We start from the raw sequence: 20,751 nt of genomic DNA on the forward strand, positions 1-20,751 counted from the left end.
GATGACCATCCCCCGCATGAGCCTGATTACCCTGGGCGTGAACGATCTCGCACGCGCCAGGGCGTTCTACACCCGCGTCTTCGGCACCGCGCCCACCGGCGACAACGAGGGCGTGGCCTTCTTCACCCTGCCCGGCGTCTGGATCGCGCTGTACCCGCGCGCGGACCTGGCGCGCGATATCTCGCCAGCACTGGACCCCGCGCTGGAGCCCACCACGCGCAGCTTCAGCGGCATCACCCTGGGCCACAACGTCGGCAGCCGCGAAGACGTGCTCGCCGTGTTTGAGGCCGCCCAAGCCGCCGGCGCCACCATCGTCACGCCGCCGCACGACACCTTCTGGGGCGGCTTCAGCGGCTACTTCACCGACCTGGACGGCCACTACTGGGAAGTGGCCTGGGCGCCGATGTGCGAATTTTCGGAAACGGGCGATTTGCGGTTCAAGACATAGTTAGGCGGATCTCACGCCCACTTCTTGCCGAGCGCCTCCAGTCCCGCTTTTTGCAAATCCTCGGGACTCATCAGAATACGAAATTTGCAATCGGCCTGGAAGTTGAGAAAGAACGGCTCTGAAAAGCTGGGCACATCCGACGGGGTTTTTACGTCAATCACGAAGATTGCGCCGCGTGTGCCGTCTTGCTCCGTGAAGTAGGCGGTCTCTGGCTTGATGGTTTCGAGGATGCGGCCAATGATCTCGCCCGCCCTGCCACTTCGGACAAGGGAGTTGAAAGGCTCATGGGGAATCTCGACCGTCAGTAGCATTTTCATGGGATGTTCTCCATATTGCCGCAGCATTTGAAGGCGATGCCGCACACGCCTGAGGGAGTGGGCGGCCGGGCCGCTAGGCCATCCTGGCCAGAATCCCGTTCATCTCATCCCTGGAGTAGGCGCGCAGGCTTTGCATGCGCACATTGCCCGCCGCACCAATGGCCAGCGCGAAGGCGGTGGCCGACGCGTCGTCTGGTGCTTCGATGATCGCCACCAAATCATATTTCCCCAGCGTCCAGTAAATTTGCGTCATGGTGGCGCCAAATTTTTTCGCGGCCTCCTTGACGGCATCGGCGCGTTTGGTGGTGTCTTTGATGGTGCGAATCCCCTGATCGGTAAAGTTGGAAAGTGCAATGTACGTAACCATATTGGTTCTCCTTCGGACAAAGGGGCCTCACGCATCAAAACAGCCAGCGACGGCCCCGTTGCGCTGACGCGCCATTGCCAACAGGAAACAGCCTGCAATGCCTGCCTCCGGTCCATGGTGCAAAGAATCACGAACCTATCCAGACTACGCGCCTGCGCCATCGCAGCCCATCCCCTGAACAGGGTAGGGAGGCGGGAGGCGTTTAGCCGGACTGGGTGTGCGAGGCGCTTCTGCGGCTTTGGGTGCGCTGGCGGCAATGTGCATAGGCGGCGACCAGGGCATTGCAGCGATTTTCGAGCGCTTGTGATAGCCTGAAAACAGCTAGCTGTTTGCATCGACCACGCCCCTGATCAGCCTGTCGCTGGCCAGGGGCCTTATCAGGGAGTCGCGCCATGCTCGTCGGCATACCCAGGGAAATCAAGAGCCACGAATACCGGGTGGGCGCCACGCCTGACGGTGTTCGGGAACTGGTCGCGCATGGGCACCAGGTGCTGCTGGAAAAGGGCGCTGGCGCGGCCATCGGCCTGACCGACGCCCAGTACCTGGCCGCCGGCGCCGAATTGGCCGACACACCGCAGGAGGTCTTCACCCGGGCCGCCCTGATCCTCAAAGTCAAGGAGCCCCAGCCACATGAATGCCGGCTGCTGCGCCCGGACCAGGTGCTGTTCACCTACCTGCACCTGGCCCCCGATCCGGACCAGACCCGACTGCTGCTGGCGTCGGGCGTCACCGCCATCGGCTACGAAACCGTGACCAGCCCGAACGGCGGCCTGCCGCCGCTGGCGCCCATGAGCGAGGTGGCGGGCCGCATGGCCATCCAGGCAGGCGCGGCCTGCCTGGAAAAGCCCCGTGGCGGCGCTGGCGTGCTGCTGGGCGGCGTGCCCGGCGTTGCGCCGGGCAAGGTGGTGATCCTGGGGGCCGGCGTGGTGGGCAGCAACGCCGCCATGATGGCCGTGGGACTCGGAGCCCAGGTCGCGGTCCTGAACCGCTCGGCGCAGCGCCTGCGCCGTCTTGATGAACAGTTCGGCAACCGCATCCAGACCCGGTACGCCACCACGGCCGCTATTGAAGCGATGGTGCTGGACGCCGACCTGGTCATAGGCGCGGCCTTGGTGGCGGGAGCCACCGCCCCCAAGCTGGTGCGCCGCGAGTGGCTGGCGCGCATGCGGCCGGGTTCGGTGCTGGTGGACGTGTCCATCGACCAGGGCGGCTGCTTCGAGACCAGCCACCCGACCACCCATGCCGACCCGACCTTCATCGTCGATGGCATCGTACATTATTGCGTGGCCAACATGCCCGGCGCGGTGGCACGCACCTCGACCTTCGCGCTCACCCACGCCACGCTGCCGTTTGCGTTCACGCTGGCCGACAGGGGCTGGCGCCAGGCGCTGGCAGACGATGCACATCTGGCCATGGGACTCAATGTCCAGAACGGCCGGGTCACGCATCCCGCCGTGGCGCGCGCGCTGGGCTGCGCCTGAACGGCGGCCGGACAAACGCCGGCCTTGACGCACATCAAGCCAGCGCGCCAGGCAGGTCTCCACAATGACCTGAACTCAAGGAGCGCGCCATGGGTCGCCCTGCCATCATTCACAAGACTCCCGCCGACCTGGCGGTGCCGCCAAACTTGGTCGACTACGCCGCCACCTGCCGTGCGTTTTCCTGGGATGCGGCCCGACGTGAACTGGCGGGCCTGCCCGGCGGCGGCCTGAACATCGCCTTCGAGGCGGTGGACCGCCATGCGCAGGGCGCGCGCGCCGACCATGTGGCCTTCCGCTTTCTGCGCGGCCAGGGCCAGCGCGACATCAGCTACCGCGAACTGTCCCGGCTCACCAACCGCTTTGCCAATGTGCTCAAGACACTAGGCATCCAGCGCGGCGAACGCGTGTTCGTGCTGACCGGGCGCATTCCAGAGTTGTATACGGCGGTGCTGGGAAGCTTCAAGAACGGCTGCGTGGTGTCACCGCTGTTTTCCGCTTTCGGCCCCGAGCCGCTGGCCACGCGCCTGAAGCTCGGCGAAGGCGCGGTGCTGGTCACCACCGACATGCTGTACGAGCGCAAGGTGGCGAAAATCCGCCAGCAGCTGCCGGCCCTGCGGCAGGTGCTGCTGGTGGGCGACGAAGGGCTGCCGACCGACGTGCCGGACACGCACGATCTGGCCCGGCTCATGGCTGCGGCGTCTGACGACTTCGAGATCGTCGCCACGCAGGCGCAAGACGCTGCCCTGCTGCACTTCACCAGCGGCACCACCGGTAGCCCCAAGGGCGCGCTGCATGTGCATGGCGCGGTGGTGACGCACTGGGCCACGGGGCGCTACGCGCTCGACCTGCACGCTGACGACATTTTCTGGTGCACCGCCGATCCCGGCTGGGTCACCGGCACGTCCTACGGCATCATCGCGCCGCTGCTGCATGGCGTGACCTCCATCGTCGACGAGGCCGAGTTCGACGCCGAGCGCTGGTGGCGCATCCTGCACGAGCAGCAGGTCAGCGTCTGGTACACGGCGCCCACGGCGATCCGCATGCTCATGAAGGCCGGCGCGGAGCTGGCCCACAAGTACAGCTACCCCAGGCTGCGCTTTGTCGCCAGCGTGGGCGAGCCGCTGAATCCAGAAGCCGTCTGGTGGGGTCTTGACGTGCTGGGCAAGCCGATTCACGACAACTGGTGGCAGACCGAGACCGGCGGCATCATGATCGCCAACCTGCGGGCGCTCGACATCAAGCCGGGCTCCATGGGCCTGCCCTTGCCCGGCGTCGAGGCCGCCATCGTGCGGCAAGGCGCCGATGGCTCGGTTGAGGTACTGGATCAGCCCGACCAGGAGGGAGAACTGGCCCTCAAGCGCGGCTGGCCCTCGATGCTGCGCGGCTACCTGAACAATGAGGAGCGCTACCGCAAATGCTTTGCCGGCGACTGGTACCTCACGGGCGACCTGGCGCGGCGGGATGCCGACGGCTACTACTGGTTCGTCGGCCGGCTGGATGACGTGATCAAGTCGGCCGGGCACCTGATCGGCCCGTTCGAGGTGGAAAGCGCGCTCATGGAACATCCGGCAGTGGCCGAGGCCGGCGTCATCGGCAAGCCCGACGCGCTGGTCGGCGAAGTGGTGAAAGCCTTTGTCTCGCTGAAAGAAGGCTTCGAGCCCAGCGAAGCGCTGCGCATGGAGCTGCTGGGCCACGCCCGCAAAAAGCTGGGCGCCGCCGTGGCGCCCAAAGAGATCGACTTCCTGGCCACGCTGCCACGCACGCGCAGCGGCAAGATCATGCGGCGCCTGCTCAAGGCGCGTGAGCTGGGCCTGCCGGAAGGCGACACCTCCACGCTGGAGGCAGGCGCATGACCGCCCCACCCGAAACCGGCCAGACCCTGTCGCTCCAACTGCTGGCCGACATGCTGCGCATACGCCGCATGGAGGAAAAGTGCGCCGAGCTCTATGGCGCCGGCAAGATACGCGGCTTCCTGCACCTCTACATCGGCGAGGAGGCCTGCGCGGCAGGCGCCCTGCACGCCCTGGCGCCTGAGGACAACATCGTCGCCACTTACCGCGAACACGCCCACGCGCTGCTGCGCGGCGTGCCCCTGCGCGCCATCATGGCCGAAATGTACGGCAAGGCGGCCGGCTGCTGCCGGGGCCGCGGCGGCTCCATGCACCTGTTCGACGCCGCCCGGCGCTTTTATGGCGGCAACGCCATCGTGGGCGGCGGCCTGCCGCTGGCCGTGGGCCTGGCGCTGGCCGACAAGCTGAAGGGCATTGCGCGCGTCACCGCCTGCTTTTTCGGCGAAGGCGCCATGGCCGAGGGCGCTTTCCACGAGGCCATCAACCTGGCCGCGCTGTGGCGCTTGCCGGTGCTGTTTTGCTGTGAGAACAACCTGTACGCCATGGGCACGGCGCTGGCCCGTTCCGAGTCGCAGACCGACCTGTGCGCCAAGGCCGCGAGCTACAAGGTGGCGGCCGTCAAGGTGGATGGCATGGACGTGCGGGCGGTTCACGAGGCCACTCTCCAGGCCGCGCAGCAGGTGCGCACAGGCGCCGGCCCCTTCTTTATGGAATATGCCACCTACCGTTTCCGCGCCCATTCCATGTTCGACCCGGATCTGTACCGCGACAAGGCGGAAATCGAGCAATGGAAGCAGCGCGGCCCCATCCACAGCTTCACGGTGCAGCTCAAGGCCGCCGGCGAGTTGACCGAGGAGGCGTTTCTGGCCCTGGACGCCAGCGCCGAGGCCGAGGTGGCGGATGCGGTGGCCTATGCCGAAGCGGCCGGGCTGGAGCCGATAGCCGATCTGCTGAAAGATGTCTGCACGCCACGGGGTACCTCATGAAAATCAGTTACCGCGAAGCCCTGCGACTGGCCCTGCGCGAGGCACTCAGCACCGATGCGCGCGTCTTCTTGATGGGCGAGGATGTGGGCCGTTATGGCGGCAGTTACGCCGTGTCCAAAGGTTTGCTGGATGAGTTCGGCCCGGAACGCATCCGCGACACGCCGCTGTCGGAGCTGGGCTTCGTCGGCGCTGGCGTTGGCGCGGCGCTGGGCGGCATGCGGCCGATTGTTGAAGTGATGACAGTGAACTTCAGCCTGCTGGCGCTGGACCCCATCGTGAACACGGCTGCGGCGCTGCGCCACATGTCGGGCGGGCAGTTTTCGGTGCCGCTGGTCGTGCGCATGGCCACCGGCGCGGGCCGGCAACTGGCGGCCCAGCATTCGCACAGCCTGGAAAACTGGTATGCCCACATTCCCGGCATTCGCGTGCTCGCGCCGGCGACCGTGGCTGACGCGCGCGGCATGCTTGGCGCCGCCCTGGCCGACCCGGACCCGGTGGTGATCTTCGAGCATGCGCAGCTCTACAACCTGGAGGACGAGTTGCCCGATGACTGGCAGTGCGATATCACGCACGCCGCCGTGCGGCGCTCCGGCGCGCAGCTCACGCTGATCAGCTACGGCGGCAGCCTGCCCAAGGCCATGCAGGCGGCCAGCGAACTGGCCAGCGAAGGCATAGACGCGGAGGTGATCGACCTGCGCGTGCTGCGGCCGCTGGACAGCGACACCCTGGCGGCGTCGGTGCGCAAGACGCACCGCGCCGTCATCGTCGACGAGGGCTGGAAAACCTGCAGCCTGGCGGCCGAGATCATGGCGCGGCTCATGGAAGACTGCTTTTACGAACTGGATGCACCGGTGGCGCGCGTGTGCAGCGAGGAGGTGCCGATTCCCTATGCCAAGCATCTCGAAGACGCCGCGCTGCCGCAGGTCGCGAAAATCATCGCCGCCGTGAAGAGGATGCTCAATGTTTGAGTTCAAGCTGCCTTCGCTGGGCGCCGACATGGACGAGGGCACGCTGCTGCAGTGGAAAGTCAAGCCCGGCGAGGCCGTGCACAAGGGCCAGGTCGTGGCCATCGTGGACACCTCCAAGGCGGCCATCGACATCGAGATCTGGCAGGACGGCACGGTGCGGGAGTTGCTGGTCGAGCCCGGCGACAAGGTGCCGGTGGATACGGTGCTGGCCCGCCTGACGGCGCCCGGCGAAACGGCCCCGCCGGCGACTCCACCGGCAGCCACGCGCCGCCAGCGCATTTCCCCGGCGGCACGCCAGAAAGCCCAGGCGCTGAAGCTCGACATCAGCACCCTCTCGGGAAGCGGCGCGGACGGCGCCGTCACGCTCGCCGACGTCGAACGGGCCGCGACATCGGCGGGCGCGCCAAAACCCGCCGCGCCCCAACCCACCACCCGCCCAGCAGACCGTCAACTGGAAACCCGCCGCGCCATCGCCGCCGCCATGAGCCGCTCCAACCGCGAGATTCCGCACTACTACCTGCTGGAAACCATCCCGATGGCGCGCTCGCAGCAATGGCTGGAGCGGGAAAACGCCGGCCGCCCCATCACCGGGCGGCTGCTGATGGCCGTGCTGCAGCTCAAGGCGGTCGCGCTGGCGCTGAAAAAATACCCCGAGTTCAACGGCGTGTACCAGGACGACCAGTTCAAGCCTGCTGTCGCCATCCACCTGGGCGTGGCCATCTCGCTGCGCCAGGGCGGCCTGATCGCCCCGGCACTGCACAACGTTGACAGCAAGCCGCTGGCGCCGCTGATGCAAGAGCTGGCCGACCTGGTCAAACGATGCCGCGCCGGCTCGCTGCGCAGCTCTGAAATGAGCGACGCCTGCATAACCGTCACCAACCTGGGCGATCAGGGCGTGCAGGCTGTCATGGGTGTCATCTACCCCCCGCAGGTGGCGCTGGTGGGCTTTGGCAGCGTGGCCAGGCGGCCCTGGGTGGACGCCGAAGGCAGGCTGGGCGCCCTGCCCACCGTCATCGCGAGCCTGGCCGCGGACCACCGGGTGTCGGACGGCCACCGCGGAGCGCTCTTTCTGGCCGAGCTGCGCGACTTGCTGCAGCAGCCCGAGGCCTTGTAGAAGCACTGTCCGGCATGCAATATTTCACCGGAGAACCCCGCATGAACGATTCCCAGTTGCGCGCCACCGTACTCGCCACGCTGCTGTCGATTGCGCCCGAGGTCGATGTGGCACTGCTGCGCGACGACCGGCCCTTGCGCCTGCAGGTGGACCTGGACTCGATGGACTGGCTCAATTTCCTGATCGGGCTGAGCCAGCAACTGAAGGTCGAGATTGCCGAGTCGGACTACGCAAAACTCGTCACGCTCATGGATCTGCTGGCCTATCTGCGCGCCAGGCTGCCGCCAGGCTCCGCCTGACGCCGTCGCCGCAAAACCGGGCTCTTGGGCTGCCGAACCGCTGGATTGACAGCCCGCCGGTACTCATCTGGACTGGCCAGACAGCAAAAAGCCCGGACCTGTGAGGGTCCGGGCTCAACAGGAACGCTTGCAGTGCGGGCTACTTGCGCGCCAACGGCAAATCAGTGCAGCTGCCGTGCGCCACCTCCGCCGCCATGCCGATGCTCTAGCCCAGCGTGGGGTGCGGGTGGCCCACGATGTCGCCGATCGCGAAGATGTGCGGCACGTTGGTGCGCATCTGGATATCGACCGGGATGAAGCCGCGCTCGGCCACGGCCAGGCCACGGTCTTGGTCCCCAACTCGCCCTTGAAATTTGCACGTCCAGCTTTATTCTTAGCAACGGATTTTTCTTCGCTCTCTATGAGCAACCAGCGTGTACCGATCGACGAAAGGAGTTTGATGATGAATTTGCATTCCGCAACTCCCACTTCGGGGAAAAATCTTGCCGCCCGAAATTCGGCAACCCGGTCTGGCGCTACTGCGTATATTTCGGAGCGGCAAACGCAGGCCTACCTCCTGGCGCGGGATGCGGTGCGGCGTGTGCAGCGCACCGCATCGCTTGTCGGTGCTGCGATTTCGCAACGCACGACTGGCAACGTCAACCGGACACAGGGCGACTGCCGGCGCAGCCACTGAGGCCCTTTGCTCGCAGCGCCGGCCCGCAGCGGTCGTTCGACGCGCGCAAACCCTTGTGCTGCGCGTTCCCGCCCATGGTTGACCCGTTGTTCGGCGCGCCGGACATCGCCTGCATGGATGGTGGGTTTGATCCCCACAAACAAGACCGCCCGGACGTTGCCGGGCGGTATCGACCCGATGGGCCGGTGCTGGCGTGCATGCCGAACCAGGACTTCAGGCGGTCTGCACCGCGATACGCCGTGCACGCGCCGCATCGGACTTGGGCAGTTCAATGCGCAGCACGCCGTCGCGGTAGCTGGCCTGCGTCTTGTCGGCCTTGACCGACACAGGCAAGGCCACGTCGCGGCGGAAACTGCCGTACGCGCATTGCACGACGCGCCAGCGGCCTTCGGTCGCTTCGCGATCGATGCGTTTCTCGCCCCAAACCGTCAGCAGGTCGCCGTTGATCTCGACACGCAAGTCCTCACGCCGCATGCCGGGTGCTTCAATGCGCACGATCACGTTGTCGGCATCATCAAATACGTCGGCCGCCATGAAGGCCCAGCCCGACTGCGGGGGCATGGAAGCCTCCGCCGCCGTGGGCTGGCTGGTCGGCGATGGCTCGGCGCTTGTGGGCCAGAAGCGCGTCAGTGCGCCGCTGGCGCGGGCACTGAGCTCACGCCAGCCTTCGGACAACGACTCCCAGGCCTGATCCGCGCCGTGCTTCAGTTGCTCTGCAAGCTTGGTCATGGTTCATCCTTTCGAAAGTTCGTATCAGGTTCCAATCATGGCGCATGTCAACCCGCCGTCACGGCAATCCGCCGCGGCTGCGCATGCGCCTGTTTGGGAATACGCAGTTTCAGCACGCCGTCTTTCAGGTTGGCCTCAATGCGGGTTGTATCGAGCTCACGGCTCAGGGTGAAGCTGCGCCGATAGCGCGGCACCCGCAACTCCGCATAGATGGCCTCCAGACCGTCCGGGGTGTGCGACTGAACCCCGCCTTCAATCAACAGGGCATCTCCTTCAACCTTCAGCTCCAGCTGCTCTTTCGGAACACCCGGCATGTCGGCCAGCAGCGTGATGCCACTGTCATCCTCGAACACGTCGACCGGCGGCAGCATGGCGCGCTGTTGCTCCTGCACTGCGGTTGCAGAGCCCGATGCCGGGTTCGTCACTTGCTTGTTGTCGCTCATGGTGGTTTCTCCTTGAATGCGTTGCGCGTCACTGCACGGCAATGCGCTTGGGTTGGACCGATTCCAGTCGGGCGATGCTGATCTGCAATACGCCGTCGCGGTAGCTCGCTTTCACTGCGTCCGGATTTACGTCATCTGGCAACGAGATCGCGCGGCTGAAGCTGCCAGCACCACGCTCGCGGGCATAAACGTGTACGTTGGCGTCTTCCTCCGGGATGCCGGGAGCGCGCTCGCCAGCAATGCGCAGCAAGCCACGTTCCAGACTCACGTCGATTTTCGAGGCATCCAGGCCCGGCGCGAAGGCGTAGACCTCCACGCTGGTGGGCGTGCGCCCCACGTTCACGGCGGGCAAGGTACCCGGCGTGACCGAGCGGATGCTGCTGGGCAGATCCAACACGCCAAACGCTTGGTCCAGCTCCCGGCGCAAGAGCTCAAATTGACCGAACAGGCTGGTCGGCTGATTCAACAACGTTGCATACATGGTATGTCCTCCGATGGTTCAAAGGCACCGGCTGGAGACCCGTTCCTGCCGGCTCGTTTCTGGAAATAGGGTCTGCCAAAATGGTTTCAAGAGGTCGAATGTCACGTCTTGCTTGATGGCCCGCGGCAGCCGTTCGCCTTGGGATTGGCCTGTCCCGATGAGCCGGGCGAACTGCCGGCCACACGCAAAAAAGCAAAGCCCGAGCCGTTGACGGGTCGGGCTTTGCTTGCGAACCTGTATTGAGGCTTGAGGCGCGTCGCTGGACTATTTTCGCGCCGGCGGCAAGTCGGTGCAACTACCGTGCGCCACCTCCGCCGCCATGCCGATGCTCTCGCCCAGCGTGGGGTGCGGGTGGATCGTCTTGCCGATATCGACCGCATCGGCGCCCATTTCAATGGCCAGCGCAATCTCGCCGATCATGTCGCCCGCGTGGGTGCCGACGATGCCGCCGCCCAGGATCCGGCCGTGGCCGTGCGCCTCCGGGCTGTCGTCGAACAGCAGCTTGGTAAAGCCTTCGTCGCGCCCGTTGGCGATGGCGCGGCCGGACGCAGTCCAGGGGAACAGGCCCTTCCTGACCTTGATGCCTTCGGCCCGGGCCTGGTCTTCCGTCAGGCCGACCCACGCCACTTCGGGGTCGGTGTAGGCCACGCTCGGGATCACGCGCGCGTTGAAGGCGGTGCTGGCAAGCTCCTTGTTGCCCTGCAGTTCACCGGCAATCACCTCGGCCGCCACGTGCGCCTCGTGCACCGCCTTGTGCGCCAGCATGGGCTGGCCCACGATGTCGCCGATAGCGAAGATGTGCGGCACGTTGGTGCGCATCTGGATGTCGACCGGGATGAAGCCGCGCTCGGACACGGCCACGCCGGCCTTCTCCGCGCCAATCTTCTTGCCGTTGGGTGAGCGCCCCACGGCCTGCAGCACCACGTCGTAAGTCTGCGGCGCGGGCGCGCTGCCGCCCTCTTCGGCCGAGGCGAACGTCACCTCGATGCCGGCCGCCGTGGCCTTGGCGCCCACGGTCTTGGTTTTGAGCATGATGTTGTCAAAGCGCGGCGCGTTCAGTTTCTGCCAGACCTTGACCAGATCGCGGTCCGCACCCAGCATCAGGCCGTCCAGCATTTCGACCACATCCAGGCGCGCGCCCAGCGTGCTGTAGACCGTGCCCATCTCCAGGCCGATGATGCCGCCGCCCAGGACCAGCATGCGCTTGGGAACACTCTGCAGGTTCAGCGCGCCCGTCGAATCGACCACGCGCGGGTCCTGCGGCATAAACGGCAGGCGCACCGCCTGCGAGCCGGCCGCGATGATGCAGTTCTTGAACGCGATGGTCTGCGTCTTGCCGGTCTTCTCCTGGCCGTCGCCCGTGGTCTCCTCGACCTGCACGTGGTTGGCACCCACAAAGGCGCCGTAGCCGCGCACCGTAGTGACCTTGCGCATCTTGGCCATGGCCGCCAGGCCGCCGGTCAGCTTGCCGACGACCTTGTCCTTGTGGGCGCGCAGCTTCTCGATGTTCACCACCGGCTTGCCGAAGCTCACGCCCAGCGCCTCGAAGTGGCTGACCTCGTCCATCACGAAGGCCACGTGCAGCAAGGCCTTGGACGGGATGCAGCCCACGTTGAGGCAGACGCCGCCCAGCGTGGCGTAACGCTCCACCAGCACCACCTTGAGACCCAGGTCGGCGGCGCGGAACGCGGCCGAATAGCCGCCGGGGCCGGCCCCGAGCACCAGCACGTCGCAGTCCAGATCGGCCGTGCCGGCAAAACTGGCGGCGGTGGGCGCTGGCGCCGCTACGTTTTGTGTAGCGGCTGGCGCAGGCGCAGCGGGGGCTACGGCCTGTTTTGGCTGTGATTCCGTCCGCCCGGAGCCTGTCGAAGGACTCGCAGGGGCTTGGACGGACCCAGCTTGAGCGGAAGCGGCTTCCAGCAGCAGCAGCACCGAACCTTCCTTCACCTTGTCGCCCAGCTTGACCTTGAGTTCCTTCACCACGCCGGCGTGGCTTGACGGAATCTCCATGGAGGCCTTGTCGCTCTCCACCGTGATCAGGCTCTGCTCGGCCTGCACCGTGTCGCCGGGCTTGACCAGCAGCTCGATGACCGCGACTTCATCGAAATCGCCAATGTCGGGAACCTTGATTTCCAGGAGTGCCATGTTTGTCTCTCTTGTCTTATTGCTTCAACTTGATGGTGAAAACTTCCACCGGGCCGGCGGAGTTCTTGTCGAATTCGCAACCCGCATGCACGCCGACGGTGGCGACCTCGCGGGCCGTTTTGGCCCTGTCCCAGCTGGCGTGCATGGCGCCGAGCGCAAAGCTGCGCCCTGAGCCGATGCCCCAGAACTCCTTGAACTCGAACACTTCGCGGTAGCTGTACAGGCCATAAATGCCGCTGGCGTTGGCAATCACGACGCTGAACTGGCTCGATTCGTAGGGGTCGTTGTCGTCTTCCTTGGTTTGCAGGAAGAACGTCTCTTTCAGGAGCGGGTGCAGCTTGGTGAAGGTGTCAAACACCTCGTCCCTGCTGCCCAGTTTGAGCTGGTCCTGCGGCAGCGCCGTCATCGCCTTGCGCAGCACAGGAAAGTGCGCCACCGTCCCCGCAATCCCCACATAACTGACCCCGGCCACCGTGTCCACCTTGAAGAGTTTGCTGTTGGCCTCGAAACGATGACCCAGGCGCGTATCGCCAAAGGTCACCAGCGTATCGGCGGCAATCGCCACCTGGCCCGCCTTCTTGGCCACGACCACTGTCGTCACAGAAGGACGCGCCGGAAGTCGGCCAGCACCTGGCCGAGGTAGGCATTGAAGCGCGCGGCGGAGGCGCCGTCGATCACGCGGTGGTCGTACGACAGCGACAGCGGCAGCACCAGGCGTGGCACGAACTGCTTGCCATCCCACACCGGCTTCATCTGGCCCCTGGACAGCCCCAGGATGGCAACTTCGGGGGCATTGATGATCGGCGTGAAATGCGTGCCGCCGATGCCGCCGAGCGAGCTGATCGACAGGCACCCGCCCTGCATGTCGGCCGAGCCCAGCTTGCCGTCGCGCGCCTTCTTCGCCAGCTCGCCCATCTCCGCGCTGATCTGCAGGATGCCCTTCCTGTCGGCGTCCTTGAGCACCGGCACCACCAGGCCGTTCGGCGTGTCCGCCGCGAAGCCGATGTTGTAGTACTGCTTGTAGACGAGCTGGTCGCCGTCCAGGCTGGTGTTGAACTCGGGAAATTTCTTCAGCCCCGCCACCACCGCCTTGATGACGAAGGCCAGCATCGTGACCTTCACGCCCGACTTCTCGTTTTCCTTGTTGGTGGCGACGCGGAAGGCTTCGAGCTCGGTGATGTCGGCCTCGTCGTTGTTCGTGACGTGCGGGATCATCACCCAGTTGCGGTGCAGGTTGGCGCCGCTGAGCTTCTTGATGCGCGAGAGATCGCGGCGCTCGACTGGCCCGAACTTGGTGAAGTCGACCTTCGGCCACGGGATCAGACCCAGCGCCGCGCCATCGCCGCCGCCCGCCGGTGCCCTGGCGGCCTGCGCCTGGGTCTGCGCCGCACCGGCCATCACGGCCCGGGTGAAGCCCTGCACGTCGTCCTGCGTGATGCGGCCCTTGGGGCCGCTGCCCTTGACCTCGGCCAGAGGCACACCAAGTTCCCGCGCGAACTTGCGCACCGACGGCGAGGCATGCGGCAAATGGCCCTGCGGCGCCGTCGGATCGTGAGGCGGCACGGCAACGGCCGGCGCGGCGATGGCCGCAACAGATGAAGTGGCTACAGGCGCAGCGGGTGCGGCAGCTGCAGGAGCGGATGCCGGCGCGGCGGGTGCCGCTGGCGCGGCCGCGCCGGCCGCTGGAGCCGCACCCTGCACAATGGCCAGCAAGTCGCCGACGTTGAGTTTGTCGCCCAGCTTGACCTTCAGGTCCTTGATCACGCCGGCTGCGGAGGAAGGAATCTCCATCGAGGCCTTGTCGGATTCGACCGTGATCAGCGACTGCTCCACCTTCACGCTGTCGCCCGCCTTGACCATGACTTCGATCACAGCCACATCCTTGAAGTCGCCGATATCGGGCACGCGCACTTCGATCAGGCTCGCACCCGCCGGAGCGGCGGGTGCTTCAACATTTGTAGCAGCTTGCGCTTGAGGGGCCGGGGCTGCAGCAGGTTTTGACTGTGAATCCGTTCGCCCTGAGCTTGTCGAAGGGCTTGCAGGGGCTTCGACAGGCTCAGCCTGAACGGAAGTGGCTTCCAGCAGCAGCAGCACCGAACCTTCCTTGACCTTGTCGCCCAGCTTGACCTTGAGCTCCTTGACCACACCGGCGGCCGAGGACGGAATTTCCATCGAGGCCTTGTCGGATTCCACCGTGATCAGCGACTGCTCGGCGCTGACGGAGTCGCCCGGCTTGACCAGCAACTCGATGACGGCAACCTCGTCGAAATCGCCAATGTCGGGAACTTTGATTTCTATGACGGACATATTCTTCGTCTCCAGTGATTCGGGTTCTTATTGCGCGCACAGCGTGGCAGTCCGCCGGGGTTGCCACGCTGCGCTCGTATCGACAATGGGTCAGGCGTGCAGTGGATTGACTTTATCGGCCTGGATCCCGTATTTCTTGATCGCCTCGGCCACCTTCGTGGCCGGCACGGTGCCCTCCTCGGACAAGGCCTTGAGTGCGGCGACCACGATGTAGTGGCGATTGACTTCGAAGTGCTCGCGCAGTTTGCTGCGGAAGTCGCTGCGGCCAAAACCGTCGGTGCCCAGCACCTTGTAGGTGCGCCCTTTCGGGATAAAGGGACGGATCTGATCGGCAAAGGCCTTGATGTAATCGGTGGACGCCACCACGGGGCCGCTGTACGGTTCGAGCTGCTGGCTCACGAAGGAAACACGTGGACCTTCGGTCGGATGCAGCAGGTTCCAGCGCTCGCAATCCTGCCCCTCGCGCGCCAGCTCGTTGAAGCTCGGGCAGCTCCACACGTTGGCGGCAATGCCCCAGTCCTGCTCCAGCAGCGCCTGGGCGGCAATGGATTCGCGCAGGATCGTGCCCGAGCCCAGCAACTGCACGGTGGTCTTGAGCTGGGGGCCTTCCTTGCACAGGTACATGCCCTTGATGATCTGCTCTTCGGTGCCGGCCTTCAGACCCGGCATGGGGTAGTTCTCGTTCAGCAGCGTGATGTAGTAATACACGTTCTCCTGCTTTTCCACCATGCGCTTGAGGCCGTGCTGCATGATCACGCCGACTTCGTGCGCGAAGGTCGGGTCGTAGCTCACGCAGTTCGGGATGGTGCCGGCCAGGATGTGGCTGTGGCCGTCCTCGTGCTGCAGGCCTTCGCCGTTCAGCGTGGTGCGCCCCGCGGTGCCGCCCAGCAGAAAGCCGCGCGCCAGCATGTCGCCCGCGGCCCAGGCCAGATCGCCGACGCGCTGGAAGCCGAACATCGAGTAGTACACATAGAACGGCACCATGATGCGGTTGCTGGTGCTGTACGAGGTGGCCGCCGCGATCCAGCTGGCCATGCCGCCGGCCTCGTTGATGCCCTCCTGCAGCACCTGGCCCTGCTTGTCCTCCTTGTAGTAGCTCACCTGGCCCTTGTCGACCGGCGTGTATTGCTGGCCGGCCGGGTTGTAGATGCCGATCTGGCGGAACAGGCCTTCCATGCCGAAGGTGCGGGCCTCGTCCACCACGATGGGCACCACGCGCGGGCCCAGCGCCTTGTCGCGCAGCAGTTGCGTGAGAAAGCGCACAAAGGCCTGCGTGGTCGAGATTTCGCGGCCCTCGGCCGTGGGCTCCAGCACCGACTTGAAGATGTCCAGCGCCGGCACCGTGAACTGCTCGTCGGCCTTGGCGCGGCGGTGCGGCAGGTAGCCGCCGAGCGCCTTGCGGCGCTCGTGCAGGTACTGCATCTCGGGCGTGTCGTCGGCCGGCTTGTAAAACGGGATGTCGGCCAGCTGGCTGTCCGGGATCGGGATGTTGAAGCGGTCGCGAAACAGCTTGATGTCCTCGTCGGCCAGCTTCTTGGTCTGGTGCACGTTCATCTTGCCCTCGCCGATCTTGCCCATGCCGTAGCCCTTGACGGTCTTGACCAGCAGCACCGAGGGCTGGTCCTTGTGGTGCACGGCCGCGTGGTAGGCCGCATAGACCTTTTGCGGGTCGTGCCCACCGCGGCGCAGGGCCCAGATGTCGTCGTCGCTCATCTTGGCCACCAACTCCAGCGCCTTCGGGTCGCGACCGAAGAATTCCTTGCGCACATAGGCGCCGTCGTTGGCCTTGAACGCCTGGTAGTCGCCGTCCAGCGTGTCCATCATGATCCTGCGCAGCGCGCCGTCCTTGTCGCGCGCCAGCAGCGGGTCCCAGTCCGTGCCCCACAAGAGCTTGATGACGTTCCAGCCGGCACCGCGGAACGTGCCCTCCAGCTCCTGGATGATCTTGCCGTTGCCGCGCACCGGGCCGTCCAGGCGCTGCAGGTTGCAGTTGATCACGAAGATCAGGTTGTCGAGATTCTCGCGCGCGGCCAGGCCGATCGCCCCAAGGCTTTCCACCTCGTCCATCTCACCGTCGCCGCAGAACACCCAGACCTTGCGGTTCTCGGTGTTGGCGATGCCGCGCGCATGCAGGTACTTGAGGAAGCGCGCCTGGTAGATCGCCATCAGCGGCCCCAGGCCCATGGAGACGGTGGAGAACTGCCAGAAGTCCGGCATCAGCTTGGGGTGCGGGTAGCTGGACAGGCCCCGGCCGTTGACCTCCTGGCGGAAATTGAGCAACTGCTCCTCGGTGAGCCGACCCTCCAGGTAGGCGCGTGCATAGACGCCAGGCGAGCTGTGACCCTGGATGTAGAGGCAGTCACCGCCATGGTTTTCGCTCTCGGCATGCCAGAAGTGGTTGAAGCCCGCACCGAACATGCTGGCCACCGAGGCAAACGAGCCGATGTGGCCACCCAGGTCGCCGCCATCCTCGGGGTGGTGACGGTTCGCCTTGACCACCATGGCCATCGCATTCCAGCGCATATAGGCGCGCAGACGGCCCTCCATGTGCAGGTTGCCGGGACTGCGCTCCTCCTGGTCGGGTTCGATGGTGTTCACATAGCCGGTATTCGCCGAAAACGGCATGTCGATGCTGTTCTGCCGCGCATGCTCGAGCAACTGTTCCAGCAGGGCGTGCGCCCGCTCCGGGCCTTCGCTTTCGATCACGGCCGACAGGGCATCCATCCATTCGCGGGTTTCCTGGGAATCTGCGTCATTCGCTGGTGCGCCAAACGCGTTTTCGGGCAATGCTGACATTTTTATCTCCTCGTGTTTAAGTCGTAATTTAGTACGACTTCCCTAGTTTCTCATATTTTTCTTAAATTTCAAATAGTAGATTTAAATGTCATGATATGAAATTTGAAATCCATGGGTGCACCCACCCTTTCGAAGCCAGTCACCTACACTTCAGTCATGCAGAATCGTCCCCCGCCAGGCGCGGTCAAACCAGCGGCCGCCGCACCGCTCACTTCGTGGCGCAACTGGTGGCGCCGCCAGAGCCCGACCCATCAGGATCGGCTGGCCTTGCTGGCGCCGATGGCCTCCGTGCTGCTGTTCCTGGCCGCCATCGTCGTGGCCTTCTGGTACCTGCAGGTGGAAGAGATCGACCGGGAGCAGGAAGCCGTCAAGCGCGATGTCGAGTACGCGCAGCAGCGCGTGCGCCTGCGCCTGCTGGAGCGCCAGGAACAACTCATGCGGCTGGCGCGCGATGTGTCCAATAAGGAAGTCGACCCCGAAGAATTCATGGCCCGCTCCGAATCGCTGGAGGCGCAATACCCCGAAATGCTGGCCATCACGTGGATCAATGCCAGGCGCCGCATCATCGCCAGCCGGGCCGCGCCCAGCGTGCCCACGGCCCAGCAGCGCATCGCGGGCGACATCCTGAAGATCGGCGAGACCGAAAACAGCTACAGCCTCACGCGTGAGCTGCAACAGCCCGTGTATGCCCAGCCGCCGGCGCGCGCCGACCAGGTCGCCCTGCTGCAGTTGCACGTGCCGCTGGCCGACGGCGGCAAGTTCGCCGGCGTGGTACTGGGCGAATACTCGCTCGACGGCCTGCTGCGCTACGGCGTGCCGACAGAGGTGTCTGCCAAGTACTCCGTGGCGCTGCTCGACGACAAAGGCAAACTGCTTGCCGGCAATACGGTGCCGGCACGCAACCCCGCGGCCAGCCTGCTGCCGTGGACCACGCCGCCCAACGAGTACGAAGTGCCGGTCTCGCCCGTGGGCAACGGCCTGATCATCCGGGCCCAGGCCTACCGGACGTCGATGGGGGTGATCGGCAGCGGCCTGTTCTGGCTGGTCAGCGCGCTGAGCATGCTCACGGCCTGGATGCTGATTGCCACCTGGCGCCACACCCGGCGCCGCGTGCAGGTGCAGCAGGCGCTGGTGTCGGAAACCAACTTCCGCCGTGCCATGGAGAACTCCATGCTGACCGGCATGCGCGCACTGGACCTGCAGGGACGCATCACCTACGTCAACGCGGCCTTCTGCCAGATGACGGGCTGGAGCGAGCGCGAGCTGGTGGGGCGCACCGCGCCCTTCCCCTACTGGCCCGAAGACGACCTCGAATCGCTGTCCGCGCGGCTCGAGGATGAACTGCACGGGCGCACCATCCCCGGCGGCTTTCAGGTGCGCGTCAAGCGCAAGAGCAATTCGTTGTTCGATGCCCGCATGTACACCTCGCCGCTGATCGACGCCCGCGGCCAGCAGACCGGCTGGATGACCTCGATGACCGACATCACCGAGCCGAACCGCATTCGCGAGCAGCTGTCGGCCTCGTACGAGCGCTTCACCACCGTGCTGGAGGCGCTCGACGCCTCGGTGTCGGTGGCGCCGCTGGGCAGCAAGGAGCTGCTGTTTGCCAACAAGCTGTACCGGCTCTGGTTTGGTTCGCACACGGTGGGCCACCTGCAACTGGTGGCGCAGGCGGGCGTGGTCTCCAGCAGCCACCCCGGCAGCGACGACGCACAGGACGACGTCGACGCCTTCATGGGTCTGCCGACCGATACGCTGACACAGGCGCATGCGGGCCACTCCGAGGTTTTTGTGCCGGCGCTGGGCAAATGGCTCGAGGTGCGCTCGCGCTACCTGACCTGGGTGGACGGGCGCCTGGCCCAGATGGTGATTGCCACCGACATCACGCCGCGGCGCCACGCCGAGGAGCTGTCCGCCTCGCAGGCCGAGCGCGCGCAATCGGCCAGCCGGCTCATCACCATGGGCGAGATGGCGTCCAGCGTGGCGCATGAATTGAACCAGCCCCTGACCGCCATCAACAACTACTGCAACGGCATGGTCTCGCGCATCAAGGGCAAACAGATCTCGGAGGAAGAGCTGCTCGCGGCGCTCGACAAAACCGCGCGGCAGGCGCAGCGCGCCGGCCACATCATCCAGCGCATCCGCTCGTTCGTGAAGCGCAGCGAGCCGAACCGCACGCTGTCCGACATTCCAGCCATGGTCAACGAAGCGGTCGAGCTGGCCGGCATCGAGCTGCGCCGGCGCAACGTGCGCCTGAACCCCTACGTGGCCGCGCGCCTGCCCCAAGTCATGGTGGACCCGATCCTGATCGAGCAGGTACTGGTGAACCTGCTCAAGAACGCGGCCGAATCGATCGAGTCCTCAGAGCGCTCGCCGACGCAACGCACGGTGGAGTTGCAGGTGGTCCCGCGCCAGCTCGACGAGCAGCCGGTGGTGGAATTCTCCGTGCTCGACTCCGGCAAGGGGCTGGCGCCCGAAGCCATGGAGCGGCTGTTCGAGGCGTTCTTCTCCACCAAGGCGGAAGGCATGGGCATCGGGCTGAATTTGTGCCGCAGCATCGTCGAGTCGCACCAGGGCCGGATGCATGCCGAGAACCTCTACAATGGCGGCGAAGTGACAGGCTGCCGTTTCTCCTTCTGGCTACCGCTCGCCGGCCCTGTCAACGACACTACGAATTCGGTAGCAACGACAAAAAACGCTGGGGTAACTGCATGAGTTTGATTCCTAAAAAAGGAACCGTCTACGTGGTGGACGACGATGAGGCCGTGCGCGATTCGCTGCAATGGCTGCTCGAAGGCAAGGATTACCGGGTGCGTTGTTTCGAGTCGGCCGAATCGTTTTTGAGCCGCTACGACGCGCGCGAAGTCGCCTGCCTGATCGTCGACATCCGCATGGGCGGCATGACCGGACTGGAGCTGCAGGACCGGCTGGTGGAGCGCCAGTCGCCGCTGCCCGTGGTCTTCATCACCGGCCATGGCGACGTGCCGATGGCCGTGAACACCATGAAGAAGGGCGCGATGGATTTCATCCAGAAGCCGTTCAAGGAAGACGAACTGCTGGGTCTGGTCGAGCGCATGCTGGAATCCGCGCGCAGCGCCTTCACCGATCACCAGCAGGCGGCCAGCCGCGACGCGCTGCTGTCCAAGCTGACCTCGCGCGAAGCCCAGGTGCTCGAGCGCATCGTGGCGGGGCGCCTGAACAAGCAGATTGCCGACGACCTGGGCATCAGCATCAAGACCGTGGAGGCGCACCGTGCCAACATCATGGAAAAGCTGGGCGCCAACACGGTGGCCGATCTGCTGAAGATTGCCTTGGGACAGACTGCAGTGAAAGCCTGACGCTAC

19 protein-coding genes and 1 pseudogene are annotated in these 20,751 nt (G+C 65.3%); 10 read left to right on the forward strand and 10 right to left on the reverse strand.

Annotation, left to right across the window (positions count from 1 at the left end):
* Window position 1 precedes the first annotated feature (1 nt).
* A complete protein-coding gene (locus B0E49_RS13640) occupies window positions 2–448 on the forward strand; it encodes a VOC family protein (RefSeq protein ID WP_077562750.1) in 447 nt (148 codons plus the stop codon).
* A gap of 11 nt (window positions 449–459) precedes the next feature.
* Here B0E49_RS13640 and B0E49_RS13645 read toward each other — a convergent pair whose 3' ends face one another.
* Both B0E49_RS13645 and B0E49_RS13650 read right to left on the reverse strand, forming a co-directional pair.
* Window positions 460–765 (reverse strand): panthothenate synthetase, encoded by a 306-nt coding sequence (locus tag B0E49_RS13645; protein ID WP_077562751.1) that lies wholly within the window; start codon window positions 763–765, stop codon window positions 460–462.
* A 73-nt stretch (window positions 766–838) separates the two neighbouring features.
* Window positions 839–1,132: a GYD domain-containing protein gene (locus B0E49_RS13650; RefSeq protein ID WP_077562752.1), complete on the reverse strand. Its 294-nt coding sequence runs from the start codon at window positions 1,130–1,132 to the stop codon at window positions 839–841.
* A gap of 392 nt (window positions 1,133–1,524) precedes the next feature.
* On the opposite strand from B0E49_RS13650, the gene ald reads away from it, so the two are divergent.
* The 6 genes from ald to B0E49_RS13680 all read left to right on the forward strand — a co-directional run bounded on the left by ald (window position 1,525) and on the right by B0E49_RS13680 (window position 7,830).
* Complete coding sequence (ald, locus tag B0E49_RS13655) at window positions 1,525–2,613, forward strand: alanine dehydrogenase (protein ID WP_077562753.1); 1,089 nt, start codon at window positions 1,525–1,527, stop codon at window positions 2,611–2,613.
* 89 nt (window positions 2,614–2,702) lie between these two features.
* Window positions 2,703–4,466: an acetate--CoA ligase gene (gene acsA / locus B0E49_RS13660; protein ID WP_077562754.1), complete on the forward strand. Its 1,764-nt coding sequence runs from the start codon at window positions 2,703–2,705 to the stop codon at window positions 4,464–4,466.
* Window positions 4,463–5,449: a pyruvate dehydrogenase (acetyl-transferring) E1 component subunit alpha gene (gene pdhA, locus B0E49_RS13665; RefSeq protein ID WP_077562755.1), complete on the forward strand. Its 987-nt coding sequence runs from the start codon at window positions 4,463–4,465 to the stop codon at window positions 5,447–5,449. Before acsA ends, pdhA begins: the two co-directional genes overlap by 4 nt.
* Window positions 5,446–6,417 (forward strand): alpha-ketoacid dehydrogenase subunit beta, encoded by a 972-nt coding sequence (locus B0E49_RS13670; protein WP_077562756.1) that lies wholly within the window; start codon window positions 5,446–5,448, stop codon window positions 6,415–6,417. Before pdhA ends, B0E49_RS13670 begins: the two co-directional genes overlap by 4 nt.
* The gene (locus B0E49_RS13675; protein ID WP_077562757.1) at window positions 6,410–7,531 is read left to right on the forward strand and encodes a dihydrolipoamide acetyltransferase family protein; all 1,122 of its coding nucleotides are present in this window, start codon (window positions 6,410–6,412) and stop codon (window positions 7,529–7,531) included. Before B0E49_RS13670 ends, B0E49_RS13675 begins: the two co-directional genes overlap by 8 nt.
* 41 nt (window positions 7,532–7,572) lie before the next feature.
* On the forward strand, window positions 7,573–7,830 hold the full coding sequence (locus tag B0E49_RS13680; protein ID WP_077562758.1) for an acyl carrier protein: 258 nt from the start codon (window positions 7,573–7,575) through the stop codon (window positions 7,828–7,830).
* Between the two features lie 139 nt (window positions 7,831–7,969).
* Here the strand turns inward: B0E49_RS13680 and B0E49_RS20630 are convergent.
* Window positions 7,970–8,152: pseudogene (locus tag B0E49_RS20630) on the reverse strand (FAD-dependent oxidoreductase); the annotation flags it as partial.
* Window positions 8,153–8,230: 78 nt separating this feature from the next.
* On the opposite strand from B0E49_RS20630, the gene B0E49_RS20555 reads away from it, so the two are divergent.
* On the forward strand, window positions 8,231–8,506 hold the full coding sequence (locus tag B0E49_RS20555) for a hypothetical protein (RefSeq protein WP_168175058.1): 276 nt from the start codon (window positions 8,231–8,233) through the stop codon (window positions 8,504–8,506).
* Window positions 8,507–8,719: 213 nt separating this feature from the next.
* Here the strand turns inward: B0E49_RS20555 and B0E49_RS13690 are convergent, their stop codons facing one another.
* The 7 genes from B0E49_RS13690 to aceE all read right to left on the reverse strand — a co-directional run bounded on the left by B0E49_RS13690 (window position 8,720) and on the right by aceE (window position 17,407).
* The gene (locus tag B0E49_RS13690; protein WP_077562759.1) at window positions 8,720–9,235 is read right to left on the reverse strand and encodes an Hsp20/alpha crystallin family protein; all 516 of its coding nucleotides are present in this window, start codon (window positions 9,233–9,235) and stop codon (window positions 8,720–8,722) included.
* Window positions 9,236–9,282: 47 nt separating this feature from the next.
* Window positions 9,283–9,678 (reverse strand): Hsp20/alpha crystallin family protein, encoded by a 396-nt coding sequence (locus B0E49_RS13695; protein WP_077562760.1) that lies wholly within the window; start codon window positions 9,676–9,678, stop codon window positions 9,283–9,285.
* A gap of 28 nt (window positions 9,679–9,706) precedes the next feature.
* A complete protein-coding gene (locus B0E49_RS13700) occupies window positions 9,707–10,159 on the reverse strand; it encodes an Hsp20/alpha crystallin family protein (RefSeq protein WP_077562761.1) in 453 nt (150 codons plus the stop codon).
* 264 nt (window positions 10,160–10,423) lie between these two features.
* Entirely contained in the window at window positions 10,424–12,304 is a 1,881-nt protein-coding gene (lpdA, locus tag B0E49_RS13705; RefSeq protein ID WP_077562762.1) for a dihydrolipoyl dehydrogenase, read from the reverse strand.
* 16 nt (window positions 12,305–12,320) lie between these two features.
* Entirely contained in the window at window positions 12,321–12,905 is a 585-nt protein-coding gene (locus B0E49_RS13710; RefSeq protein WP_077562763.1) for an Ntn hydrolase family protein, read from the reverse strand.
* Entirely contained in the window at window positions 12,902–14,611 is a 1,710-nt protein-coding gene (gene aceF / locus B0E49_RS13715; RefSeq protein WP_077562764.1) for a dihydrolipoyllysine-residue acetyltransferase, read from the reverse strand. Before aceF ends, B0E49_RS13710 begins: the two co-directional genes overlap by 4 nt.
* A 90-nt stretch (window positions 14,612–14,701) precedes the next feature.
* Window positions 14,702–17,407 (reverse strand): pyruvate dehydrogenase (acetyl-transferring), homodimeric type, encoded by a 2,706-nt coding sequence (aceE, locus tag B0E49_RS13720; protein WP_077562765.1) that lies wholly within the window; start codon window positions 17,405–17,407, stop codon window positions 14,702–14,704.
* A gap of 156 nt (window positions 17,408–17,563) precedes the next feature.
* Between aceE and B0E49_RS13725 the strand changes: the two genes are divergently transcribed.
* Both B0E49_RS13725 and B0E49_RS13730 read left to right on the forward strand, forming a co-directional pair.
* Window positions 17,564–20,122 (forward strand): PAS domain-containing sensor histidine kinase, encoded by a 2,559-nt coding sequence (locus B0E49_RS13725; protein ID WP_077562833.1) that lies wholly within the window; start codon window positions 17,564–17,566, stop codon window positions 20,120–20,122.
* Entirely contained in the window at window positions 20,119–20,745 is a 627-nt protein-coding gene (locus tag B0E49_RS13730; RefSeq protein WP_077562766.1) for a response regulator transcription factor, read from the forward strand. Before B0E49_RS13725 ends, B0E49_RS13730 begins: the two co-directional genes overlap by 4 nt.
* The last annotated feature ends 6 nt before the right edge of the window (window positions 20,746–20,751 follow it).

Source organism: Polaromonas sp. C04 (assembly GCF_002002705.1).
GTDB lineage: Bacteria > Pseudomonadota > Gammaproteobacteria > Burkholderiales > Burkholderiaceae_C > Rhodoferax_A.